The organism is Nonomuraea indica, from assembly GCF_002850745.1.
GTDB lineage: Bacteria > Actinomycetota > Actinomycetes > Streptosporangiales > Streptosporangiaceae > Nonomuraea > Nonomuraea indica.
On the sequence record NZ_KZ559478.1, the window covers coordinates 1 to 20,304 of the forward strand.

The window sequence follows — 20,304 nt, forward strand, 5'->3', positions numbered from 1 at the left end:
CCAAGCTCGCGATCAGGCTGTGACCAGCGCCCTGCCGTCAGGGGGATGAAAAAGCCTCACTTCTCCGCGCTCTGGCGCGACATCAACTGATCGGCCGAGGGAGTCCACTTCGATGCGGACCTCGCCGCGTATTCTGCCGCCATGCTGCCTGACTTCGCCTACCATCCGGATCCGCTCAGCACGGGTTCGGTGAAGGCGTCTGATGCGGCGTGCGTGTGTTGCGGTCAACGGCGAGGCTATGTCTACACAGGACCGGTCTACTGCGTCGGGACGCTCGCGAGCGAGCCTTGTATTTGGTGCATCGCGGACGGGAGCCTGGCGGCTCGCTATGACGCCGAACTTATAGACGTCTGCGACGCCCCCGGCAACGTGCCGAGAGAGACGATCGAGATCATCCGTCGGAGAACCCCTGGCTTCTCCGGGTGGCAGCAGGAGCGCCGGTTGTTCCACTGCGGTGACGGCGCGGCATTCCTCGGACCGGTCGGGGCGGCGAAGTTGGCGGCTTTCCCGGACGCCCGGGAAACGCTTCGCTTTGAGCACTCCACCGGCGGATGGTCGCCCGAGCAGGTGGATGACTTCCTCGCGGCCCTGGACGAGGACGGCGATCCCACGGCCTATCTATTCAGGTGCCGGACATGCGGAGCGCATTTGGCGTACGCCGACTTCACGTAGACCCGCTGCGCAAGGACCAGTGGGGATTATTCAGGGCCCCGAGCGTGGGCCACGGGCGTGCGATTGCCCCCAGGTCGCCTCTTCCTCCCACTGGTTCGGCTATGCCTCGGGCGCCCTTGTGCACCGCTTGAGGGGGCAAGCGACGGTAACACGTCGTGCGAGGTTGGCTCTGGCCCTGTTCAGCTTCGGGGCTGCATCTCGCGTCCGTTGTGGCGGCGGGGTGGCCGGGCGGGACCGGCCCGGAGAGGCCGCACGCCCACCTGGACCACCCGGCGGGCGGCGGCTTGATGACGTAGGGAAGGTTTGGAGCACGCCCATCCGGCGTGCTACCGATCGGTTCTGACTGCTGCTGCGATGTCGCTCATGGCGCTGGCCACCGCGTCGGCGCCGGCTCCGTGAGCGTCATGTCCTTGCCTGGCTGGTTGGCGTAGGCGATGCTGCGGGCTCCGGCGTTGATGGCGACTTCCGTGGCGAACCCCGAGTCCGATCAGCACGGAATCCTCCGGTCGCACCCCGGCTATCTCGCAGGCCCGCAGTACTGATCGCGGATGGGGCTTCATCTCGTCTGGCCTCCCGATGGCGCGCCCCACGACCTCAAAGCTGCCGTTCAGACTGGCACGGCCAAGAAACCGCTCGAGGGCTGGCTCTGAGTTGTTGCGGACGATCGCCATCAGTCGGCCTGCCTCAGTGGCAAGGAAGGCCAGCCCTCCAAGTCACTCACCCTGGACCAGGCCGGAGCAATCCTCAGGGCATCCGAGGGCACCGCCCTCCACGCATACATCGTCCCGTCGCTGCTCCTCGGCGCGCGGACAGAGGAACTGCGGGCGCTAACCGGGTCGCACGTCGAACTCGACAGCACCCCGCCGTCCATCATGGCCTGGCGCCCAGTCCGGGAGGCGGCGACACGAAGACCCACAAGTCCCGGCGCACGCTCGCCATACCAAAACGCTGCGTGGATGTCCTCAAAGCTCCACCGCGAGCGCCTGGACGTGGCCAAGAAAGCAGCGGGCGATCGGTGGCAGGACAACGACCTGGTCTTCGCGTCCAAGGTCGGCACCGAACTCGACTCCCACAACGTCCGTTGATCTCCGCTGTGCTCCGGTGTCAGCGGGTCCGCTGACTTTCGCTGATTCCGGCCCACGGGAGTCCGCCCCTTGATGGCTACCGTACGACTGTGACGCTCACTGATGCCGAGATGGCCGCTCTGCTCGCACCCGCCGGGCTCCACTTCATAGGGCGGAGGAACCGGGACGAAGTCCGACTGCCCTCACTGCCCCCGAACCACTCAGCCGCAAGCGCCCGCCCCGAGCACGGCCGGTTCGACTCCCACTCCGACGAGATACCCGAGGTCGATGACCCGGACATGCCGAACAAGGTCAATGCGAGCTGGTTCCGGATGGCGACGGAGTACGGACTCCTCAACGAGGACCGTGAATTTCTGCTCGCGGTCGACTACGCGGGGGACGACGGAGCCGACGATGGAGAGGACCACAGGGGCTGGGCCCATGTGCGGCTCCTCGATGACTGGAACTGGGTCACAAGCGAAATAGACCAGTTGCGGAGCTGGATCGCGGCGACGTTCACAAGACGATTCGTACCGGAGTTCACGGTGGTCTCCCTGGACGGGAAGGTGATGATGAACACCACCGTCTGGGGCAACGGCACTGTAAGCACCATCGCCATACGCCCTGAGTAGGAGACCAAACGCCGAACAACAAGAAGGCCCGGCTCCACATGTTCTGGAGTCGCGCCTTCCGACCTGGTGGGGCGTTCACGAGTAGGCGTCTCCCCAGGAGACGGGCTCCACCAGCTTTGACCGGTGCATGAGCCCCCATATGGCCAGGCCACATGCGCCTGGAATGGCACCCCTACGGCCTCCGCTTCCACCGGATACGCGTGATCGCCTGGACGTGCCACTGCCGCGCCACCGTGTGCGAGTCGTGCGGCGCCGGCGGCCAAGCTTTCATCCGCCGCGCCGTGCAGCTGGACGACGGGCACCAGGTCCACGAGACCAATCCCTCGCCGCCGCAGGAAGCCTGGATGCTCTGGATATGTCTCCTGTCAGGAGCCGCCCGATAGGCGGCAGGGGCCGTGACGGTCCCTGCACGGGGCACACTTCGGCCAGCCGCGTGATCCGGTGGCAAGGACCGACGAAGTCGGTCCGCGGCAGCGATCCCCCCAGCCATCAACAGCGAGTACCGAAGCGAGCGATCGTCACGGTCTCAGCCCATTCGCTGCCACCTATCAACTCGATGACACGACGTGGTCTTCGCGATCGAAGCTGATCGAGCAGGCGTGGAGCCTGTCGCCACATCAGCCGCGAGATTCGCTGAACCAGCGCCCAGCCGAAGGCAGGAGGAGCAGGACGATGACAGTCCAAGTGAGTATGTGAGAGCCGACCATCGCACTCCAAGTCACAGCGGAGAAGAGCGCCAAGTCGAGGACGGTGGCGCCGACCATCAGCAGGTGCACTGCGATTGTTGCCCACCGTAAGTACATTCGGCGGCTCGACCACCGGCTCAACAGCCACCCGAGAACAGCGGCGCTTCCTGCAACGTAAATCAGGGCAGGCAGGATGTCCCAATTGAAGGTGGAGAAGAAGCCAGCCAGCGTGATCGCCAGGCCCACCAGACGGAAAGCCACTTCGACCGTGATGATGAACTGAGCCGCTTTTAGCGTGCCTGGCATGGGCGGCGCCTTGAGGGTGTTCGCCACAGTCCCATTCTGATGGACAGGGCCAATGGGGCGACAGAGGGCAATTACCTCACAGTCCTGCGCCGTTCGATGGTGCGGCGGGGCGGCCGGGCGGGACCGGCCCGGAGAGGCCGCACGCCCGCCCGGACCGCCCGGCCGCCCGACGGGCGGCGGCTTGATGACGTAGGGAAGGTTTGGACCACGCCTCGGACCGCGAAGCACAGACTGCGACTGCCTGTTCGGTGGATTAGGCCGGGGCGTTGCCTGTGGTCGGCCCCTCGTCTGCTCGACTGCTGAAAAGCGCATAGCCGGGCTCGACCGTGGCCACCTGGAGATCCGAGAAGACAAGCGTGATGTCGTGTGCGTTGGCCTCAAACCGAACCTCATGCATGTCGATGCCCAGAGCGTCACCCCATGCCCGAGCACGCGCGGAGTCCTGAATGATCGTTGCTCCCGGATAGAGGTTCTGCCACCTCACACCCCAGCAGAATCCGTCGATCTCGTGTGATGCCGGATCACCGAGAAGCCGGTCGTCCAGGGAACCTTGCCAGATGTCTCGACGAAGCGCCGTATTCACATGTGCCTCCATGCAATGCCGGAAGAGATACCGCAGATGAACAGGAGCGATCCGCGCACGTGAATCAACAGGCAGATAGATGATCATCTCGTAGTCACGCATGTAGTCGGTGAAGCCGTGACAGATCAGCGCCTGATCGAACGCATCATCGAGGAACTGCTGGAGAGCCGAGAGATCCATCCCCGGTTCCTACACCACCGCAGCGACGGCCTCCACCAGCTTTCGCATGCTGTCAGTCACCGCGTCGGCCCCCGCTTGCGCAAGTGTCACGTCTTTGCCCGGCTCATTGGCGTAGGCGATGCTGCGGGCTCCGGCGTTGATGGCGGCTTCCATGTCGAACCCTGAGTCTCCGATCAGCACGACCTCTTCCGGTCGCACAGCGGCTATCTCGCAGGCTCGCAGCAGAGCCGCCGAGATCTCCGGCACCCTGGACCGCCCGGTCCGACACCACGACCTGGCCCGCCTCGACCGCTACGGCGTCACCGACGACGCCGCCCGCCTGATCCGCACCGCCTGGGACCTCGGCAACCCCGACACCCACCCCGACCTCGCACCACTCCGGCTCCGCCGCTGGGCCCACATGCTCGGCTACCGCGGCCACTTCTCCACCAAGAGCCGCGCCTACTCCACCACCCTCACCGCCCCTGCGCCGCGTCCGCCTGGAATACCGCCAGGTCCGCGACCGCGACCGCCTCCCGTACGACCCGACCACTGCCCTCGTCCTGGCCCGCTGGCAGTACGGCGGCCAGGGCTTCACCACCGGAGAATCCGCACTCGCCGCTTCGATCAGCAGCAGAGGAGACAAGCATGGCCGATGACACGCAGCTGTACCGCGTCCCCGACGCCATGCGGAAGCTCCGCATGAGCCGCAGCGTGATCTATGAACAGCTCCGCTCCGGTCGCCTCCGATCGGTCAAGCAAGGCCGTGCCCGCCTGATCCCGGCCACCGCTCTGGCCGAGTACATCGCCCTGTTGCAGCAGGAGGCATCATGACCAAGCGCCGCAGCCGCGGGGACGGCGGCCTGCACTGGGACGAGGCACGCCAGCGCTGGATCGCCTCCCTTACGGTCGGCTACACCCCGGCCGGGAAGCGCATCGTCAAGAAGGCGAGCGGCAAGACCAAGACCGCCGCCAAGGACAAGCTGAAGCAGATCGTCCGCGACTACGAAGACGGGCTGCTCGTCTCCTCGACCGGCTACACCGTGGCGAACGCTGTCCAGAACTGGCTGGACTTCGGACTCAGCGGGCGTGACCCGGCGACCGTCGACGAGTGCACGATCCTTGCGAACAAACACATCATCCCGGCCCTGGGCGCCCGCAAGCTGGTCGACCTCACAGCCGACGACGTGGATCACTGGCTCGCCGACAAGGCAAAGGAGCTCAGCACCCGCACTTTCCGCGAGCTGCGCTCGATCTTCGTCCGCTCGATCTTCGTCCGCTCGATCTCTCGCGCCCAAGCCCGAGACAAGGTGAAGCGCAACGTGGTCCTGCTCTGCGAGATCCCGAAGGGCAAGGAAGGCCGGCCCTCCAAGTCACTCACCCTGGACCAGGCCGAAGCCATCCTCAAGGCGTCCGAGGGCACCGCCCTGCACGCGTACATCGTCATGTCGCTGCTCCTCGGCGCACGCACGGAGGAGCTGCGCGCCCTCACCTGGTCGCATGTCAACCTCGACAGCACTCCACCGTCCATCATGGTCTGGCGCTCAGTCCGGGAAGGCGGCGACACCAAGACCCGCAAGTCCCGTCGCACACTCGCCATGCCCAAGCGCTGCGTTGACGCACTCAAGCTCCACCGCGAGTGCCAGGACGTGGCCAAGAAGGCAGCGGGCGACCGATGGCAGGACAACAACCTCGTCTTCGCGTCCAAGGTCGGCACCGAACTCGACTCCCACAACGTCCGCCGCTCGTTCCGGGCTGTCCTCAAGAAGGCCGGTCTCAACGCCCAAGAGTGGACCCCACGCGAGATGCGGCACAGCTTCGTCTCGCTGCTGTCCGACTCCGGCATGCCCATCGAGGCCATCTCACGCCTGGTCGGCCACCGCAACACCACCGTCACTGAGACCGTGTACCGCAAGCAACTCCGCCCGGTGGTGTTGGATGGCGCCGAGGCAATGGATCGGATCTTCCCGGACATTTGATGCTTACAGAGCGGCAACACCTGCTGGGGTGAGGCGATCAACGTCTCACCCCACGTCCATATGAAAGCTGATCGTGCGCTATGCGCCGCACCTGTGGGAGAGGTACCGCAGCTGCCAACTTGATGACTACGATCAAGGAATGTCGGACACTCGTCGTATGGATCACGCAGCGGACGGGACGCCCGATCCTGAGGATCTTGCCCGCTGGGCCCTGCACTGCTACTGCCCCAATGCGATACGAACGCCCCATCAGGTGGTGCGCGACGGAAACAACGGACAGGTGCTGTACGCAGCACGTCACGGCGCACTAACAAAGCACCTGAACATCTCCGACACGCAACTCTCCGAACTCTTGGAGTTTCGCCTTCTGGAACGGGACGGGGAGAAAGTCCGAACCGCATTCCCGGTCCTCGGTTCGCGTGAGATTACGTCGCTGCGAACCGCCCTTCGGCGACTGGCGACCCCTCTGGTTGACGCCGTGGAGAAGCCGGTACAGGACATCGCCGTGGAACTCCAGCGGCGCGGGATCGACCACAGCTTGTACGCCATGGTGTTCGGCTACGCGCTGGACCTCTTGTTGTGGCACCAGTTACGAGCGGGGGACGCCGTCCCAGACACAGAGCTGACGGCCGAGCGCCGATGGTGGAACGGTGCTTTCTGGGCCCTCTACCCACCACGCCTCGGCGGCTCCGGCACGAACTTCTACCGGTTCGCTGCGGATCTAACCCTGGTGACCGTCTGGTCGGACAGCACCCTGAACCGCCTCCACACCATGGCCTCGACCCCAGGGTTAGCGGAGGCCATGCAAGATCAGGACGTAACCTCCGTCACGGACTCCCAAGGACACCGCTGGCGGGTGCGATTCGACGACGGCCGTCCGGCGATACCGCTCGTCGGCATGAACGATGTCCTGGACGCGCTTGCGGCTGCAGTGGCGCGTCCTGTTTCGGTCTTCCTGCTGAGCCACGACATCGAGGAAGCTCACAGGGCCATTGCCTCCGATGATCGGGGCGTGGCAACCGTGATCGTCGCCCATGAGCTGATCTGGGAAATCACCGAACAACTCATCGCACGCGGCGTCTGCACCCGCGCACCGCAAGGAGAAGACCTGACCGGCCTGTTGTTCCTCTTGGCCAACCGAAGCTCATGATCGTGCAACCAGAGAGAACTCGCTCGGCAGGGACGCCCTAGTCACTCAGTTGGTCACCCAGCAACGCAAGAGGCCGCTTCCATCAACCGGGAAGCGGCCTCTGACCTGGGTGGAGATGAGGGGATTCGAACCCCTGACCCCTTCGATGCGAACGAAGTGCGCTACCGGACTGCGCTACATCCCCAAGACCTCGACCAGATTAGCAAACTCCGAGGGGTCCTCGCGCCATCCTCAGTCCCCCACCGCCCGAGCCGGCGGTTCCGCGTACTGGTCGAACAGGACGTCGCCCTGCCGGGCCGCCAGCTCGATGATCTCGGCCTCCGCCTGTTCGGCGGCGAGGCGGGCGGCGCGGCGCTGTTCACGCAGGCGGCGGGCGCGGTCGGCGCGGGCCTGGGCGGCGCGCTGGCGGCGTTCGCGGTCCACCTGTACGGCGATGCGCAGGAACGCCAGGTAGGCCAGCATGACGACCACGGACGGGGCCACTCCCCACCAGGGCATCATCCGCACCGCGGCCGTGACCACGGAGGCGACGACGAGCAGCGCGGTGAAGAAGAGCAGCCGGCGGCGACGGGCGACGATGATGGCGCGGCGGCGGGCGCGGAACTGGCGCGGGTCGACCCGTTCGCCCTCCGGCAGCTGCAGGTCGGTGACGGGCGGGGCTTCGAGGCGTTCGAGGTCGGGGAGCTGGTGCTCGCCGGTGTAGTACTCCTCCAGCTCGGCCAGCTCGGCGAGGTTGGTCTTGTCGCGGCGCAGCCACATGGGGACGAGGACGCCGAGCCACATGACGACGATGGCGAGGTAGAGGAGGACGCTGCTCACAGCCACCTCCGGGCACGACGAAAACGCCTCTGTGTCGATGGCGTCTTCGATGTGCTCACGTCACGCACCGTAAGACCGCGTGTCACTGATTGACGAGCATTCGGTGCGGTGTGTCGCGAGATCGTCAAACCTCTTCTACAGGAGACCCCCCGCGAGCGGCTGACTCACGTGCGCGACGCCACTGCACGAGCAGACCGCCAGGAACGTCCTCCACGGTCAGCGCGTAGCAGATGTGGTCACGCCAGGCTCCGTCGATGTGAAGTTGGCGACGCCGTATGCCTTCTTCCCTGAATCCGAGCTTCTCAACCACCCTGCGGCTGGCTTGGTTCTCGGGCCGGATGTTGGCCTCCAGGCGGTGCAGCCCGGTGGTGAAGAAGCAGTGGTCGACGGCCATCGCGAGGGCGGTGGGGGTGATGCCCTGACCCGCCAGCTTGCCGTCGATCCAGTAGCCCACCTGGGCGGAACGCGCCGAGCCCCAGACGATCGCCCCGATGGTGAGCTGCCCGGCGAACCGGCCACCGTGCGTGATCACCCACGGTAGCGCCATGCCCTGTCGCGCCTCGCGGCGCAGGGTGCCGACCATGGAGATGTACGGGCCGAGTCCGGTGCGGAACAGCGGCGTCTCCGGGTTGCTCGGCTCCCACGGACGCAGCCAGTCGGCGTTGCGCAGCCGGGTCTCACGCCAGACGCGAACGTCGGCCAGCCGGAGTGGGCGCAGGCTTACGGGCCCCTCGGTCAGGGTCGCCGGCCAGCCACGAAGTCGATCCACGCCACCATCATCCCTCCTGGGGCTTCGCCCCCGCCACAGGTCAGCGCGGGTGGTCGCCGCCGCGGATCTGGTCGACCGCGTGCTTGAGCACGGGCGCCAGGACGGCGACGCCGTCGCGGACGCCTCCGGTGGAGCCCGGCAGGTTGACGATGAGCGTGGACGCCGCCTGCCCGGCGAGGCCGCGGGACAGGATGGAGGTGGGGACCCTGTCGCGGTTCGCCTGCCGGATGGCCTCCGCGATGCCGGGGATCTCCCGGGTGATCACCCGGGCGGTCATCTCCGGCGTGAGGTCCAGCGGCGTCAGGCCCGTCCCCCCGGTCGTCACGATCGCGTCGTAGCCGGCGGCGACCCCGTCACGCAGGGCCGCCTCGACCGCCTCGCCGTCCGGCACCACCATGGGCCCCTCCACGGCGCAGCCCGCCTCCTGCAGCAACGACACCAGGAGAGGCCCGGACCTGTCCTCGTACACCCCGGCGGAGGCCCGGTTCGACACCGTCACCACGAGTGCACGGATCATGGCCGCGTCCACACCCCCGTCTTGCCGCCGGTCTTCTCCTCCACCCGTACGTCGGTGACCACGGCCGCCGGGTCCACCGCCTTCACCATGTCGATCAGTGCGAGCGCCGCCACCGACACCGCGGTCAGCGCCTCCATCTCGACCCCGGTGCGGTCGGCCGTCTTCACCCTGGCGGTGATCGCGACACCCCAGTCCGTCACGTCGAGGGTGACCTTGACCCCGTGCAGGGCGATCGGGTGGCAGAGCGGGATCAGGTCGGGTGTCCGTTTCGCGCCCATGATCCCGGCGATCCGGGCCACACCGAGCGCGTCTCCCTTGGGAACCTCTCCCGACCGCAGCAGCGCCACGGCCTCGCCGGACAGCAGCACCCGCCCCGTCGCCGTGGCCGTACGCGCGCCGACGTCCTTGGCGGAGACGTCCACCATGCGGGCCGCGCCCGTCTCGTCCAGGTGCGTGAACTCGCTCACAGCCTGATCACCTGGACCGCCGTGCCCGAGGGCACCTCCGTCACGTCCTCGGGCACCACGATGAGGGCGTTCGCCGTGGCCAGCGCGGCGAGCTGGTGCGAGCCCTGCCCGTGCACGGGTGTCACGGTGCCGTCGTCGGCCAGCACCCCGCGCAGGAACGACCGCCGCCCCGCCGGTGAGCGCAGCGCGCCGATGACGTACGCCTCCACGGTCTCGGGGAACCCGGCCGGCAGGCCGCGCATCTTGCGCAGCGCGGGCCGGACGAACAGCATGAACGACACGAACGACGAGACGGGGTTGCCGGGCAGCGCGAAGATCGGCACTTGGTCCTCCCCCACCACGCCGAACCCCTGCGGCATGCCGGGCTGCATGGCCACCCGCTCGAAGTGGACCGTGCCGAGCGGCCCGAGCGCCTGCTTGACCGGTTCGTACGCGCCCATCGAGACGCCCCCGCTGGTGACGACGGCGTCGGCCCGGACGAGTTGCGCGTCGAGCTGGTCGAGGAACGTGGCCGGGTCGTCGTTGACGGTGGTGGCGCGGAAGGCCTCCGCGCCCGCCTCCCTGACGGCGGCGGTCAGCGTGAAACTGTTGGAGTCCCAGATCTGGCCGGGCTGCAACGGCGTTCCCGGCTCCGCCAGCTCGGCTCCGGTCGACAGCACGACGACCCGCGGCAGCGGCCGCGCCCTGACCCGCCGGCGGCCCACCCCGGCGATGATGCCGAGTTGGGCGGCGCCGATCACGGTGCCGGGCTTGAGCACGATCTCACCGGCCTGCACGTCCTCGCCGGCCCGGCGGATCGAGTACCCCGCGGGGGCGCTGCGGTCGATGGTGACGGTGACCGTGCCGCCGTCGGTCCATTCGACCGGCACGACCGTGTCGGCGCCGGCCGGCACGGGCGCCCCCGTCATGATCCGTACGGCGTGGCCCTGTCCCACGGCACGCAGCTCGCGCGACCCGGCCGCCACGTCGTCGACGACCGCCAGCCGGGCCGGCACCTGCTCGATGTCGGCGGCCCGTACGGCATAGCCGTCCATCGCAGAGTTGTCGAACGGCGGCAGCGGCACCGGCGAGGTCACCTCCTCGGCCAGCGTCGTGCCGAGCGCCCGCTCCAGCTCCAGCTCCAGGGGCGCGAGCGGCCGTACGGTGGCCAGGATGTCGGCCAGGTGGGCGTCAACCGATTTCATCGAGGAACTCCCGCAGCCACGGCACGAACTCCGGCGCCAGGTCCGGCCGGTCCGCCGCGAACTTCACCACCGTGCGCAGGTAGTCGAGCTTGTCACCGGTGTCGTACCGCCGGCCGCGGAACAGCACGCCGTGGACGGGTCCGCCCTGGTCGGTGCCGCGCCCGGCGAGCGTGCGCAGCGCGTCGGTGAGCTGGATCTCGTTGCCGCGGCCGGGCGGGGTGTTCTCCAGCACCTCGAACACCGCCGGGTCGATCACGTAGCGGCCGATGATGGCCCAGTTGGACGGCGCCTCCTCGACCGGCGGCTTCTCCACCAGGTCGGTGACGCGCACGACGTCGTCCTCGGAGGTCGCCTCGATCGTCGCGACCCCGTACAGCGAGACCTGCTCCTTCGGCACCTCCATCAGCGCGATGACGCTGCCGCCGTAGGTGTCGCGCACCTCGATCATGCGCTTGAGCAGCTCGTCGCGCCGGTCGATGAGGTCGTCGCCGAGCAGGCAGGCGAACGGGTTGTCGCCGACATGCTGTTTGGCGCAGAGCACCGCGTGGCCGAGGCCCTTCGGCTCGCCCTGCCGTACGTAGTGGAGTGTGGCGAGCGAGGCGGGCTCGCGGACCTGGGACAACCGGTGCTCGTCGCCCTTGGCTTCGAGTACCTCCTCCAGCTCGAACGCCCGGTCGAAGTGGTCCTCGATCGACCGTTTGTTCTTGCCCGTGACCATGAGGACGTCGAGCAGCCCAGCGGAGGCGGCCTCCTCGACGACATACTGGATAGCGGGCTTGTCGACGATGGGCAGCATCTCCTTGGGTGTCGCCTTGGTCGCCGGAAGGAACCGGGTGCCCAGACCCGCGGCGGGCACGACGGCTTTCGTCACAGGGTCGAAGTCAGCCATACATAGACCCTAGTGGAGGTCCCTGTGGACAAGCTGAACCTGCGTCGCGAGCTGCTGTCCGCGCGCGCCTCCCTCACCCCCGAGCAGCGGCGCGCGAACGCCGTCAACGTCCGCGAGACACTGCTCGACCAGCCATGGGTGCAGATGGCGGGGCTGGTGGCCTGCTACTGGTCCATCGGCACCGAGCCGGACACGCACGGGCTGGTGTTCGCGCTGTGGAAGCACGGCGCGACCGTGATCCTGCCCGTCCTGCGCGAGGACCACGACCTCGACTGGGCCGTCTACGACGGGCCCGACACGCTGGCGCCGGGCCGGCTCGGGCTGATGGAGCCGGTTGACACGCGCCGGGGGGTCGAAGCGATCCGCACCGCCGCGCTGGTGATCGTCCCGGCGCTCGCCGTGGACAGGCTCTCGGGGGTACGGCTGGGCCGCGGCGGCGGCTCGTACGACCGCGCCCTGGCCCGGGTCGGCCCGAACGTCCCCACCGTCGCCTTGCTCCACGACGGCGAGCTGATCGACGACGTGCCGGCCGAGCCCCATGACCAGCGGGTCCGCTGGGCGATCAGCCCCGAGGGACTCACTAGTCTTATGTGACCGAACAGACGAGAGGGGGCTATATGACGCTGGATGTCTGGCTTCTTCTCGGAGCAGCGATCGTCATCGCCGCGATCGCGTCCGTCCGGGTCGCGCACCGCAGCGGTCTGCCGAGCCTCCTGCTGTTCCTCGGGTTCGGGCTGGCGCTGGGCGACTCGGGGCTGGGCATCCCGTTCAACGACCCTGACCTGGCCAAGCAGATCGGCATGATCGCGCTGGCGGTGATCCTGGCCGAGGGTGGCCTGACCACCACCTGGTCCCATGTGCGCCGCTCGGTGCCGCTGGCGTTGATCCTCGCCACCATCGGCGTCGCGACCAGCATCGTGGTGATGGCCGTGATCGTCCAGGCGCTGCTGGGCCTGGAGCTGACGACCGCGTTGATCCTCGGCGCGGTGCTGGCGCCCACCGACGCCGCCGCCGTCTTCTCCGTGCTGCGCCGCCTGCCGCTGCCGCCGCGCCTGGCCGGCGCGCTGGAGGCGGAGTCGGGCTTCAACGACGCCCCCACCGTCATCGCCGTGGTGCTGCTGAGCAGCATGGCGGGCGCGCCGTCCCTCGGGACGTTCGTGCTGGACACCACGATCGAGCTGGTGATCGGCGCGGCAGTCGGCCTCGCCGTCGGGCCCGCCGGCGCCTACGCGCTGCGCCGCGTCGCCCTGCCCGCCTCGGGCCTCTACCCGATCGCGGTGCTGGCGCTGACCTTCGTCTCGTACGGCGGCGCCGTGCTGCTGCACGGCTCGGGCTTCCTGGCGATCTACCTGACGGCGCTCATCCTGGGCAACTCCCGGCTGCCGCACCGGGCCGCCACCCGGGGCTTCGCCGAGGGCGCGGCGTGGCTGGCGCAGATCGGGCTGTTCGTCATGCTCGGGCTGCTCGCCAGCCCCAAGGAGATGGGGTCCGCGATCCTGCCCGGTCTCATCGCGGGAACGGTCCTCGTCCTGATCGCGCGACCGGTGTCGGTGGCGGTCAGCGCGGTCGTGGCACAGGTGCTGCGGCTGGCCAGGGTGAGCTGGCGGGAGCAGGCGTTCCTGTCGTGGGCGGGACTGCGGGGCGCGATCCCGATCGTGCTGGCCACGATCCCGTGGGCGGCGGACGTCGAGGGCTCCAAGCACGTCTTCAACCAGGTCTTCATCATCGTGATCGTCTTCACGCTGCTGCAGGGGCCGACGCTGCCCTGGGTGGCCAGGAGGCTGGGGGTGACCGCGCCCGGCGAGGCGCACGACCTGGAGGTCGAGTCGGCGCCGCTGGAGGAGCTGCAGGCCGACCTGCTGCAGGTCAAGGTGTCGGCCGGATCGCAGTTGCACGGCGTGGAGATCTTCGAGCTGCGGCTGCCGGCGGGCGCGGCGGTGACCCTGGTGGTCCGCGACGGCACGTCGTTCGTGCCTGCCGCCGACACCCGCATCCGCGCCGACGACCAGCTTCTCGTCGTCACCACCGCTGCCTGTCGCGACCAGGTCGAACGCCGCCTGCGCGCGGTCAGCCGGCGCGGCAAGCTGGCCGGATGGTACGGCGAGCGGGGACTGGAATAGCCGATTGACCGGATCGGTTACCATTAGCAGTCGCATAGCTCGAGTGCCAGAGCCTGAAGGAGGAGCGCGTGCCGACCTACCAGTACGCCTGCAACGACTGCGGTGAGCAGCTCGAGGTCGTCCAGAAGTTCACCGACGACGCGCTGACCGTCTGCCCCGCCTGCCAGGGCAACCTGCGCAAGGTCTTCTCCGCCGTCGGCATCGTGTTCAAGGGGTCGGGCTTCTACCGCACCGACAGCCGTTCGTCGTCCAGCTCGTCGACGCCGGCGTCCTCGTCCACCTCGGGTTCTTCGTCAGCTTCCGCTTCGTCGAGCTCGTCCTCGTCGAAGTCCGGCGACTCGTCCTCCGCCTCCACGGCCCCCGCCCCCGCCGCGGCCTCCAGCTGACCCGGACGGCTCGGCACGCTCTCCGAACGGCTGGCCGACGGCTCGACCTCCGGGCGCCTCACCCGGGCGACGTCGGCCCAGCCCTGGCGGCACGTTGCCACTCCCGAGCCCTGTGGACGGTCCGGAAGGCCGCGCGTCGACACGGTCGCCGAGAGGTCGCGAGCCCCCGCATCGGCTGTACCGATCGCCCAGCTTGTCCCACAACGGCGTGGATACGGTCGAGGCCGCGAGCTGTCCACAGGGGTCGAGGCGCGTTATCCACAGAACCCCGTTCCGGAGCGGCGGCCTCCCCGAAGAAGTCGATAGCCTCGGCGCCATGGTCACTAGCGCACCCATCGGCGTCATCGGCGGCTCCGGCCTCTACTCCCTCCTTGACGACGCGGAGGAGGTCGAGCTCACCACCCCCTATGGGCCACCGAGCGACGTGGTCACCGTGGGGCGGATCGGCTCGCGTTCCGTCGCCTTCGTCCCCCGGCACGGGCGGGACCACCGTTTCCCCCCACACCGCATCCCCTACCGGGCCAACCTCTGGGCACTTCGCTCCCTGGGCGTGCGCCAGGTGCTGGCGCCCAACGCTGTCGGCTCGCTCCGCCCGGAGCACGGTCCCGGCGTGATCGTGGTCCCCGACCAGCTCGTCGACCGCACCTCCGGGCGCGTCCAGACCTACTACGACGCGAGCGGCGCCGTCCACGTCTCGTTCGCCGACCCTTACTGCCCCTCGGGCCGCGCGGTGGCGGTGGCCTCCGCACGAGCAGGCGGGTGGGAGACGGTCGACGGCGGCACCTTGGTGGTCATCGAAGGGCCCCGGTTCTCCACCCGGGCCGAGTCGCGCTGGTTCGCCGCCAACGGCTGGACGATCGTCGGCATGACCGGCTTCCCGGAGGCGGTCCTGGCCCGCGAGCTGGCCCTCTGCTATACCCCGCTGTCGCTGGTGACCGACCACGACGCGGGGGTCGAGGCGGGTGAGGGGGTGACGCACGAGGAGGTGCTGGAGTTCTTCGCCCAGAACGTCACCCGCATGCGCACGCTGGTCGCCGATGCGGTGCAGTCCCTGCCCACCGACCGGACGTGCCCGTGCGGCTCCGCTCTGGACGGCCTGAAGCTCCCGTTCGAGCTGCCATGACCGGCGGCGGCCGCCTCGACACCCGCCGGCCTGGCAGCGACCGGTCCAGGATCGGGCAGCACGGCAACGAGCACTCTGGCCTCAGACGCCTCGGCCTCAGACGCCTCGGGGGCCGGCGCCTCGGCGACCGCCGGCACCGCCGCACGATCGCCGCCGTGCTGGCCGGCGCGGGCGTCCTGCTGGGTTACTCGGCCCTGCGCCCCACCCAGGGCGCTCCGGTCCTGGTGGCCGCGCGCGACCTCTCGCCAGGGGTGCTGCGCCCGGCCGACCTGGTGGCGGTCCCGCTCGACCACCCTCCCGACGGAGCGATCCGTTCGGGTGCCGTGGGCAGGGTCCTGGCCGGCCCGATGCGCCGAGGCGAGCCCCTCACCGACGCACGCCTGCTCCACACGCTCCGCCTGCCCCCGGGCACGGTGGCCACCCCGGTGCGCATCGCCGACGCCGATGCGGTCCGGCTGATCTCCCCCGGCTCCACCATCGGTGTGCTCGCCGCCTGGGAGGGTCAGGCGGCCCAGCTCGTCGCCGACGACGTCACCGTGGTGACCATCCCGCCGGCCGACGACGACAAGGGCGCGCTGATCGTGCTGGCCACCACCCCGGCCCAAGCGGGCACACTGACCGCGGCCCAGGCCGGCGGCCACCTCTCGATCACCATCAAGCCCGGCTAGGGCAAGGTGTCGATCTTCGGGTCATACTCCCAGTGCCACGGCTCGAAAGGACTGCTGTACGCCCAATCCGGATGAAACCACCCGTACTTCTTGGAGTTCCTCTCCATCCAGACGAACTCCGGCGACCGGAACCTCTCCACCCCGCCACACAGGTCCACCGCCAGCCCGAGCCCGTGGTTACTGCGTCCCGGCACCGCGGCGAAGCCCGGCCGCCGATAGTAGACCGACTGCTGCTCGGCCAGGTTGCGATAGGCGTCCGTCACGCAGATCGGCCTGCCGAACTGCCGCCGGTACGCCTCGCTCAGGCTGACGAACGCGATGGCGGCGTCGGCGCGCAGGCTGTGACCCTTCTGCTGCAAAGGACAGAGCATGGCGCTGGGGATGAGGCCGTTCGGGTAGTTGCCGGCCGTGGCGGCGCGCAGCGGGTTGCAGCTGAACGCCGCCCTCCCCACCTTGTCCACCTTGATCCCCATTTTGACGAGAGCCTGGGTCAACGACTTGACGACCTTGTCGGAGCGCTTGCGCAGCATGTCGACCTCGGCCGACAGCTGGGCCTCGGCCAGCAGGTTGCCGGCCCGGATCTCCTGCGCCTCGGCCGCCACCCGCTGCGATTCCCTGGCGAGCACGGCGACCTGCTCGACCGACGCCTGCCGCTCGCTGACCATCTGGCTCACGTTGGCCATGGCGCGCAAGGTGTCGGCATTCGAGTCGCCCGACAGGAACGGCATCACACCGTTGGTCACCACAGGCTGCTGGTACATCAGCTCGACCAGCCGCGCCACCGGCTGCCGGCTCTCCGCCAGCTTCTGCTCGGCCTGCTGCAACGTCTGCAGCTTGGCCTTCAACTCCTTCTCCGCGGCGGCGATGTCCGCGCGGCGCTTCTCCAGAGCCTTGGTCGCTTCTTCGAGTTCCTGCGCAGACTTCTCGGCCTGTTTGCGCAACTCGGTGAGCTTGGCGGGGTCCTTGTCGGCGACCTCCGCGACCCTCGCGGTCCGGACGCTCTGCCGTACGCCGGCTTCCGCCCGTCCAGGCACCACAACCAGCGAAGTCACCGCCATGACGACCGCGATCAGGCCAGCTGATCGGGGGGGTGGCACGTCCGACTCCTCCGTTTGCACACTCGTTACCTGGGTCAGGCACGCACGTTACTACAGCCCCCGGAGTGCCCGGACCCAACTCCAGAGACCCGCTATGAGACGAACGCACCCTTTGTACGATCAGTCCTGGCGTTCCGGACACCGACCCCCGGAACGCGCTGCTCAACACCCACACCCCTGGGTACGCCCCCACCCCCGCCCCGGTTCGACCCGCGGCGACGGTGGGGAACCTCACGCCCTCGCGGGCACGATCACCACGAGGCCTCACCCGGCTCCAGGCCCGCCTCCGGCAAGACAGACGGCAACGGCTCCAAGGGCGGCTGACTAGGCACCTGGTCGGGCGATCGCCGGGACTGCGCAGGGGACCGCCGCACCCGCGGCCGATGAGGAGACGGCCGGCCCACCTGACCGGCCCGCCTCGCCGACCCGGCAGGCACACGATCGTCCGCCTCCCGCTCGTACTCCCCGCACATCTCCCACATCCACGTATCCACCCACTCCTTCGGGCACCTCTCCCAAGGCAGCTCCGCGGGCACCGCACTCCGCCGCCGCGCGGACGCGACAGACACCTCAGCCCGTCCACCCAGGGACGGCGCCCCCTCACCGGACACCGGCACGCCCACCTCCGCAGCCGCGCCCTCCCCGCGAGAACCCCCCTCGGCCCCGGGCGCCGCGGACATGAACCCCGCGTACACCACAACAGGCCGACCAGGCGCCGGCACCCGCACCGGCCGCCACCCAACAGGCCGCGCACCCCGAACCGGCCCCTCCCACCCCACGCCAGCCCGCTCCAACGCCGCCCGCTCCAACCCGGCCCGCTCGTACCCGCTGAGCTCCCCCGCCAGCAAACCCCCAGCGAAGATCACCGGCGCCAGCAACGCCGCACACAACACCACTGGCCGCCGATGCACGTCCCGCCGCCGCCTCCTGATCACGCACCGACGTTAGCCACCCCGCCCACCCCACCTCCCCCACCCCAGGCATCCCTTTACCGCGGCTCACAGCACCCATGACCCACCCACCCAAACTCACCCCGCCTCCACGTCCCACACAGTGCCGGACTTTCGCTAGGCTTACGGGAGTCCGCCTCCGTAGCTCAGGGGATAGAGCACCGCTCTCCTAAAGCGGGTGCCGCAGGTTCGAATCCTGCCGGGGGCACTCATCTCCACCAGGCATTCCAGCCTCTGACCTGCGGTTTCTTAGCCGCAGGTCTTTTGCTTTACAGACCCTCGATAGGTCGCCGAGGGCACCCGTATGCAGCCGTAGGACCATGATCAGGGGACATATGGGGGATGATCTTGGGGGCTTATCCCGAGGTCACACACCGTTCCTGGATGACTGTCGCGGCCAGAGGGCTCGCCCATAGGGTGGCCCCGTGCAGCGCCTTGCCCTCTTCGACCTCGACCGGACGCTCATCGACCTGGACGCCGCGTTCGTCATGTGGGCAGAGGAGTTCGCCGAGCAACGGCGGCTGGGGCCCGAGGGCGTCGCCTGGCTCGTCTCTCTGGATCGGGCCGGGCATCCGCATCGAGAGGTCTTCTTCGGCAAGGTACGCGAGCACTTCAGGCTGACGGAAGCAGTCGAAGAGTTGTGGGCCGCCTACCGCCACCGCATGCCGTACCTCGTGCAGTGCTACCCCAGAGTGCGGGAAGCGCTGACCGCGCTGCGCGACACAGGCTGGCGGATCGGAATCGTCACCAACGGCACGGCCGACAACCAACTCGGCAAGCTCCGACGAACCGGCCTCGCCGACGCGGTCGACGGATACGCCGTGTCCGGAGCCGAAGGTATCCGCAAGCCGGAAGTCGGCATCTTCGAGATAGCCGCCGAGCGGTGCGGAACCAGCCTTGCCCAGGGGGGCTGGATGGTGGGCGACAACCCCATCGCAGACATCGGAGGCGCCCGAGCAGCCGGCCTGCGCGCGATCTGGATCAACCGAGGAACGCGGCCCGTCAACAAGCACCAGGCAGACCATGTCGTCACAGACGTCATCGAAGGAATCGCCATCTTGGATAGGCAGTGAGGCTTTCAGGCAGGCCCGCAGAGAACGGTGCCCTGGTGGGGCCTACAGGAGCGTGCACCGAAGCGATCCACCCGCCATGTCAAGCTCCGGGGGCGCCGGTGGCTTGTGCTCACCTCGATCCGGGAACAACTCCGCACAGGTAAGTGGACCCCTCCAGCAGCCTCGGCGTCATCGTGATCCCGGTGAGGCGACCACAACGCCATTCAACCCTCAGCCCAACCGCTCATCCCGCCACACCTTGATCACGAAAGATCGAGGTTTAGGGTCCCTCCGGAAGCTTCCGCCGATGTGCGCCAGGGGGAGACGAACCATAAATCATCGGCCAGATCGTCCCGCCCTTGCCAAGCATTCCGGATGCACGGAGACAGCTCAGGGCGCATCGTGGATGTCGACGACAACGATCGGAGGCAACACGATGGCCACGGCAAGCGCTTGGTTCGCTCTGGGAGGAGCCCTAGGTGGTGTCCTCATCAGCGGCGCAATCGCTCTGATCACAGCCGTCCTCAATCATCGCTGGCAATCCGAGGCTGCCCAACGGAACTTTGACTGGGAACATTCAAGGCAGATCCGTCAGGAGCGCCGCGAAACATATGCGCAGTACTGGACAGCCTGGAATGCGCTGATGCGCATCCTGGAACGTGGTCGCGACAACATCGAATCTGCCGATTTAGCTGCCGCCGAAGCTCTCTGGCGCGAGGCCCTAGACGCCATGTTCCTCATCTGTGGTTCGAAAGTCCTGGAAGCGGGCATCGAGCACATCCATCTCACTGAGGCTCGTATCGCCGCACGGAGCACAAGAGCCGTTGACGGTGCCGGCAAGTCGCGCGCTCTCAACCGGGCCATGCGAGAAGACATCCTGCATGGGCACAGGGATCGATATCCGGCCGAACTGGAATCTCGCCGCCCTTGAGGCCATTGCCGCCACAGGCACGTTACAGGGGCAAGCCGCATCATGGCGGCATTCACCTGAGCAGCATCGATCTCTATCGCGGCTCGCTATAGCCCAAACGG

General features: G+C 68.3%; 24 protein-coding genes and 2 tRNA genes. 15 read left to right on the forward strand and 11 right to left on the reverse strand.

The features are described from left to right. The first annotated feature begins 141 nt into the window (after window positions 1-141). The 3 genes from CXR44_RS28020 to CXR44_RS28030 all read left to right on the forward strand — a co-directional run bounded on the left by CXR44_RS28020 (window position 142) and on the right by CXR44_RS28030 (window position 2,368). Window positions 142-672 carry a CbrC family protein gene (locus CXR44_RS28020; RefSeq protein WP_101789142.1) on the forward strand — a complete coding sequence of 177 codons (531 nt, stop codon included), beginning with the start codon at window positions 142-144 and terminating at the stop codon, window positions 670-672. A gap of 956 nt (window positions 673-1,628) precedes the next feature. Further along, on the forward strand, window positions 1,629-1,757 hold the full coding sequence (locus CXR44_RS41785) for a hypothetical protein (RefSeq protein ID WP_281260305.1): 129 nt from the start codon (window positions 1,629-1,631) through the stop codon (window positions 1,755-1,757). Between the two features lie 89 nt (window positions 1,758-1,846). After that, window positions 1,847-2,368, forward strand: coding sequence for a hypothetical protein (locus CXR44_RS28030; RefSeq protein WP_101789144.1), 522 nt, complete (start codon window positions 1,847-1,849; stop codon window positions 2,366-2,368). A gap of 617 nt (window positions 2,369-2,985) precedes the next feature. On the opposite strand, the gene CXR44_RS28040 is transcribed toward CXR44_RS28030, so the two are convergent. The 3 genes from CXR44_RS28040 to CXR44_RS28050 all read right to left on the reverse strand — a co-directional run bounded on the left by CXR44_RS28040 (window position 2,986) and on the right by CXR44_RS28050 (window position 4,369). Then, window positions 2,986-3,387, reverse strand: coding sequence for a hypothetical protein (locus CXR44_RS28040; protein ID WP_101789146.1), 402 nt, complete (start codon window positions 3,385-3,387; stop codon window positions 2,986-2,988). A gap of 226 nt (window positions 3,388-3,613) precedes the next feature. Continuing rightward, window positions 3,614-4,123 (reverse strand): YxiG-like protein, encoded by a 510-nt coding sequence (locus CXR44_RS28045; RefSeq protein ID WP_101789147.1) that lies wholly within the window; start codon window positions 4,121-4,123, stop codon window positions 3,614-3,616. 9 nt (window positions 4,124-4,132) lie between these two features. Continuing rightward, entirely contained in the window at window positions 4,133-4,369 is a 237-nt protein-coding gene (locus CXR44_RS28050) for an HAD family hydrolase (protein ID WP_101789148.1), read from the reverse strand. On the opposite strand from CXR44_RS28050, the gene CXR44_RS42255 reads away from it, so the two are divergent. From CXR44_RS42255 to CXR44_RS28065, 4 genes are all read left to right on the forward strand, one after another. After that, window positions 4,275-4,808 (forward strand): replication initiator, encoded by a 534-nt coding sequence (locus tag CXR44_RS42255; RefSeq protein WP_425437456.1) that lies wholly within the window; start codon window positions 4,275-4,277, stop codon window positions 4,806-4,808. The two genes, CXR44_RS28050 and CXR44_RS42255, sit on opposite strands and share 95 nt — an antisense overlap. Then, complete coding sequence (locus tag CXR44_RS28055) at window positions 4,751-4,936, forward strand: helix-turn-helix domain-containing protein (RefSeq protein ID WP_101789149.1); 186 nt, start codon at window positions 4,751-4,753, stop codon at window positions 4,934-4,936. Before CXR44_RS42255 ends, CXR44_RS28055 begins: the two co-directional genes overlap by 58 nt. Next, complete coding sequence (locus tag CXR44_RS28060; RefSeq protein WP_101789150.1) at window positions 4,933-6,081, forward strand: site-specific integrase; 1,149 nt, start codon at window positions 4,933-4,935, stop codon at window positions 6,079-6,081. Before CXR44_RS28055 ends, CXR44_RS28060 begins: the two co-directional genes overlap by 4 nt. A 157-nt stretch (window positions 6,082-6,238) precedes the next feature. Continuing rightward, entirely contained in the window at window positions 6,239-7,231 is a 993-nt protein-coding gene (locus CXR44_RS28065; protein WP_144070102.1) for a hypothetical protein, read from the forward strand. Between the two features lie 110 nt (window positions 7,232-7,341). On the opposite strand, the gene CXR44_RS28070 is transcribed toward CXR44_RS28065, so the two are convergent. The 7 genes from CXR44_RS28070 to galU form a co-directional block, all read right to left on the reverse strand. After that, window positions 7,342-7,415 (reverse strand) — tRNA-Ala (locus CXR44_RS28070). A gap of 47 nt (window positions 7,416-7,462) precedes the next feature. Then, window positions 7,463-8,050, reverse strand: a complete 588-nt coding sequence (gene sepX, locus CXR44_RS28075; RefSeq protein ID WP_101789152.1) for a divisome protein SepX/GlpR — start codon at window positions 8,048-8,050, stop codon at window positions 7,463-7,465. A gap of 124 nt (window positions 8,051-8,174) precedes the next feature. After that, window positions 8,175-8,819: a GNAT family N-acetyltransferase gene (locus CXR44_RS28080; RefSeq protein WP_101789153.1), complete on the reverse strand. Its 645-nt coding sequence runs from the start codon at window positions 8,817-8,819 to the stop codon at window positions 8,175-8,177. Window positions 8,820-8,859: 40 nt separating this feature from the next. Then, a complete protein-coding gene (locus CXR44_RS28085) occupies window positions 8,860-9,336 on the reverse strand; it encodes a MogA/MoaB family molybdenum cofactor biosynthesis protein (protein ID WP_101789316.1) in 477 nt (158 codons plus the stop codon). Further along, window positions 9,333-9,803 carry a cyclic pyranopterin monophosphate synthase MoaC gene (gene moaC, locus CXR44_RS28090; protein ID WP_101789154.1) on the reverse strand — a complete coding sequence of 157 codons (471 nt, stop codon included), beginning with the start codon at window positions 9,801-9,803 and terminating at the stop codon, window positions 9,333-9,335. The genes CXR44_RS28085 and moaC overlap by 4 nt, the downstream gene beginning before the upstream one ends. Further along, window positions 9,800-10,987, reverse strand: coding sequence for a molybdotransferase-like divisome protein Glp (gene glp, locus CXR44_RS28095; RefSeq protein ID WP_101789155.1), 1,188 nt, complete (start codon window positions 10,985-10,987; stop codon window positions 9,800-9,802). The genes moaC and glp overlap by 4 nt, the downstream gene beginning before the upstream one ends. Then, complete coding sequence (gene galU, locus CXR44_RS28100) at window positions 10,974-11,876, reverse strand: UTP--glucose-1-phosphate uridylyltransferase GalU (RefSeq protein ID WP_101789156.1); 903 nt, start codon at window positions 11,874-11,876, stop codon at window positions 10,974-10,976. The genes glp and galU overlap by 14 nt, the downstream gene beginning before the upstream one ends. Window positions 11,877-11,900: 24 nt before the next feature. Between galU and CXR44_RS28105 the strand changes: the two genes are divergently transcribed. From CXR44_RS28105 to CXR44_RS28125, 5 genes are all read left to right on the forward strand, one after another. Continuing rightward, window positions 11,901-12,470, forward strand: coding sequence for a 5-formyltetrahydrofolate cyclo-ligase (locus tag CXR44_RS28105; protein WP_101789157.1), 570 nt, complete (start codon window positions 11,901-11,903; stop codon window positions 12,468-12,470). A gap of 23 nt (window positions 12,471-12,493) precedes the next feature. After that, the gene (locus CXR44_RS28110; RefSeq protein WP_101789158.1) at window positions 12,494-13,996 is read left to right on the forward strand and encodes a potassium/proton antiporter; all 1,503 of its coding nucleotides are present in this window, start codon (window positions 12,494-12,496) and stop codon (window positions 13,994-13,996) included. 68 nt (window positions 13,997-14,064) lie between these two features. Then, window positions 14,065-14,382: an FmdB family zinc ribbon protein gene (locus CXR44_RS28115; RefSeq protein ID WP_101789159.1), complete on the forward strand. Its 318-nt coding sequence runs from the start codon at window positions 14,065-14,067 to the stop codon at window positions 14,380-14,382. Window positions 14,383-14,698: 316 nt separating this feature from the next. Continuing rightward, complete coding sequence (locus CXR44_RS28120; RefSeq protein WP_101789160.1) at window positions 14,699-15,505, forward strand: S-methyl-5'-thioadenosine phosphorylase; 807 nt, start codon at window positions 14,699-14,701, stop codon at window positions 15,503-15,505. After that, window positions 15,502-16,173, forward strand: coding sequence for an SAF domain-containing protein (locus CXR44_RS28125; protein ID WP_144070103.1), 672 nt, complete (start codon window positions 15,502-15,504; stop codon window positions 16,171-16,173). The genes CXR44_RS28120 and CXR44_RS28125 overlap by 4 nt, the downstream gene beginning before the upstream one ends. On the opposite strand, the gene CXR44_RS28130 is transcribed toward CXR44_RS28125, so the two are convergent. Further along, window positions 16,170-17,270 (reverse strand): M15 family metallopeptidase, encoded by a 1,101-nt coding sequence (locus CXR44_RS28130; protein WP_245899489.1) that lies wholly within the window; start codon window positions 17,268-17,270, stop codon window positions 16,170-16,172. The genes CXR44_RS28125 and CXR44_RS28130 overlap by 4 nt on opposite strands. Window positions 17,271-18,355: 1,085 nt before the next feature. Here CXR44_RS28130 and CXR44_RS28140 point away from each other — a divergent pair. The 3 genes from CXR44_RS28140 to CXR44_RS39060 all read left to right on the forward strand — a co-directional run bounded on the left by CXR44_RS28140 (window position 18,356) and on the right by CXR44_RS39060 (window position 20,203). Beyond that, window positions 18,356-18,428, forward strand: a tRNA-Arg gene (locus CXR44_RS28140). Window positions 18,429-18,645: 217 nt separating this feature from the next. Further along, window positions 18,646-19,293 carry an HAD family hydrolase gene (locus CXR44_RS28145; protein WP_101789161.1) on the forward strand — a complete coding sequence of 216 codons (648 nt, stop codon included), beginning with the start codon at window positions 18,646-18,648 and terminating at the stop codon, window positions 19,291-19,293. Between the two features lie 385 nt (window positions 19,294-19,678). Next, entirely contained in the window at window positions 19,679-20,203 is a 525-nt protein-coding gene (locus CXR44_RS39060) for a hypothetical protein (protein ID WP_144070104.1), read from the forward strand. Window positions 20,204-20,304: the final 101 nt, after the last annotated feature.

What these genes read in the sequence shown, in the direction of transcription:
- galU (WP_101789156.1), bottom strand. Translation starts at nt 11,876, where the DNA reads ATGGCTGACTTCGACCCTGTGACGAAAGCCGTCGTGCCCGCCGCGGGT.
- CXR44_RS28110 (WP_101789158.1), top strand. Translation starts at nt 12,494, where the DNA reads ATGACGCTGGATGTCTGGCTTCTTCTCGGAGCAGCGATCGTCATCGCC.
- CXR44_RS28125 (WP_144070103.1), top strand. Translation starts at nt 15,502, where the DNA reads ATGACCGGCGGCGGCCGCCTCGACACCCGCCGGCCTGGCAGCGACCGG.
- glp (WP_101789155.1), bottom strand. Translation starts at nt 10,987, where the DNA reads ATGAAATCGGTTGACGCCCACCTGGCCGACATCCTGGCCACCGTACGG.
- CXR44_RS28045 (WP_101789147.1), bottom strand. Translation starts at nt 4,123, where the DNA reads ATGGATCTCTCGGCTCTCCAGCAGTTCCTCGATGATGCGTTCGATCAG.
- CXR44_RS28060 (WP_101789150.1), top strand. Translation starts at nt 4,933, where the DNA reads ATGACCAAGCGCCGCAGCCGCGGGGACGGCGGCCTGCACTGGGACGAG.
- CXR44_RS28055 (WP_101789149.1), top strand. Translation starts at nt 4,751, where the DNA reads ATGGCCGATGACACGCAGCTGTACCGCGTCCCCGACGCCATGCGGAAG.
- CXR44_RS41785 (WP_281260305.1), top strand. Translation starts at nt 1,629, where the DNA reads ATGTCCTCAAAGCTCCACCGCGAGCGCCTGGACGTGGCCAAGAAAGCA.
- CXR44_RS28065 (WP_144070102.1), top strand. Translation starts at nt 6,239, where the DNA reads ATGGATCACGCAGCGGACGGGACGCCCGATCCTGAGGATCTTGCCCGC.
- CXR44_RS28020 (WP_101789142.1), top strand. Translation starts at nt 142, where the DNA reads ATGCTGCCTGACTTCGCCTACCATCCGGATCCGCTCAGCACGGGTTCG.
- CXR44_RS28085 (WP_101789316.1), bottom strand. Translation starts at nt 9,336, where the DNA reads ATGATCCGTGCACTCGTGGTGACGGTGTCGAACCGGGCCTCCGCCGGG.
- CXR44_RS39060 (WP_144070104.1), top strand. Translation starts at nt 19,679, where the DNA reads ATGTCGACGACAACGATCGGAGGCAACACGATGGCCACGGCAAGCGCT.
- CXR44_RS42255 (WP_425437456.1), top strand. Translation starts at nt 4,275, where the DNA reads ATGTCGAACCCTGAGTCTCCGATCAGCACGACCTCTTCCGGTCGCACA.
- CXR44_RS28120 (WP_101789160.1), top strand. Translation starts at nt 14,699, where the DNA reads ATGGTCACTAGCGCACCCATCGGCGTCATCGGCGGCTCCGGCCTCTAC.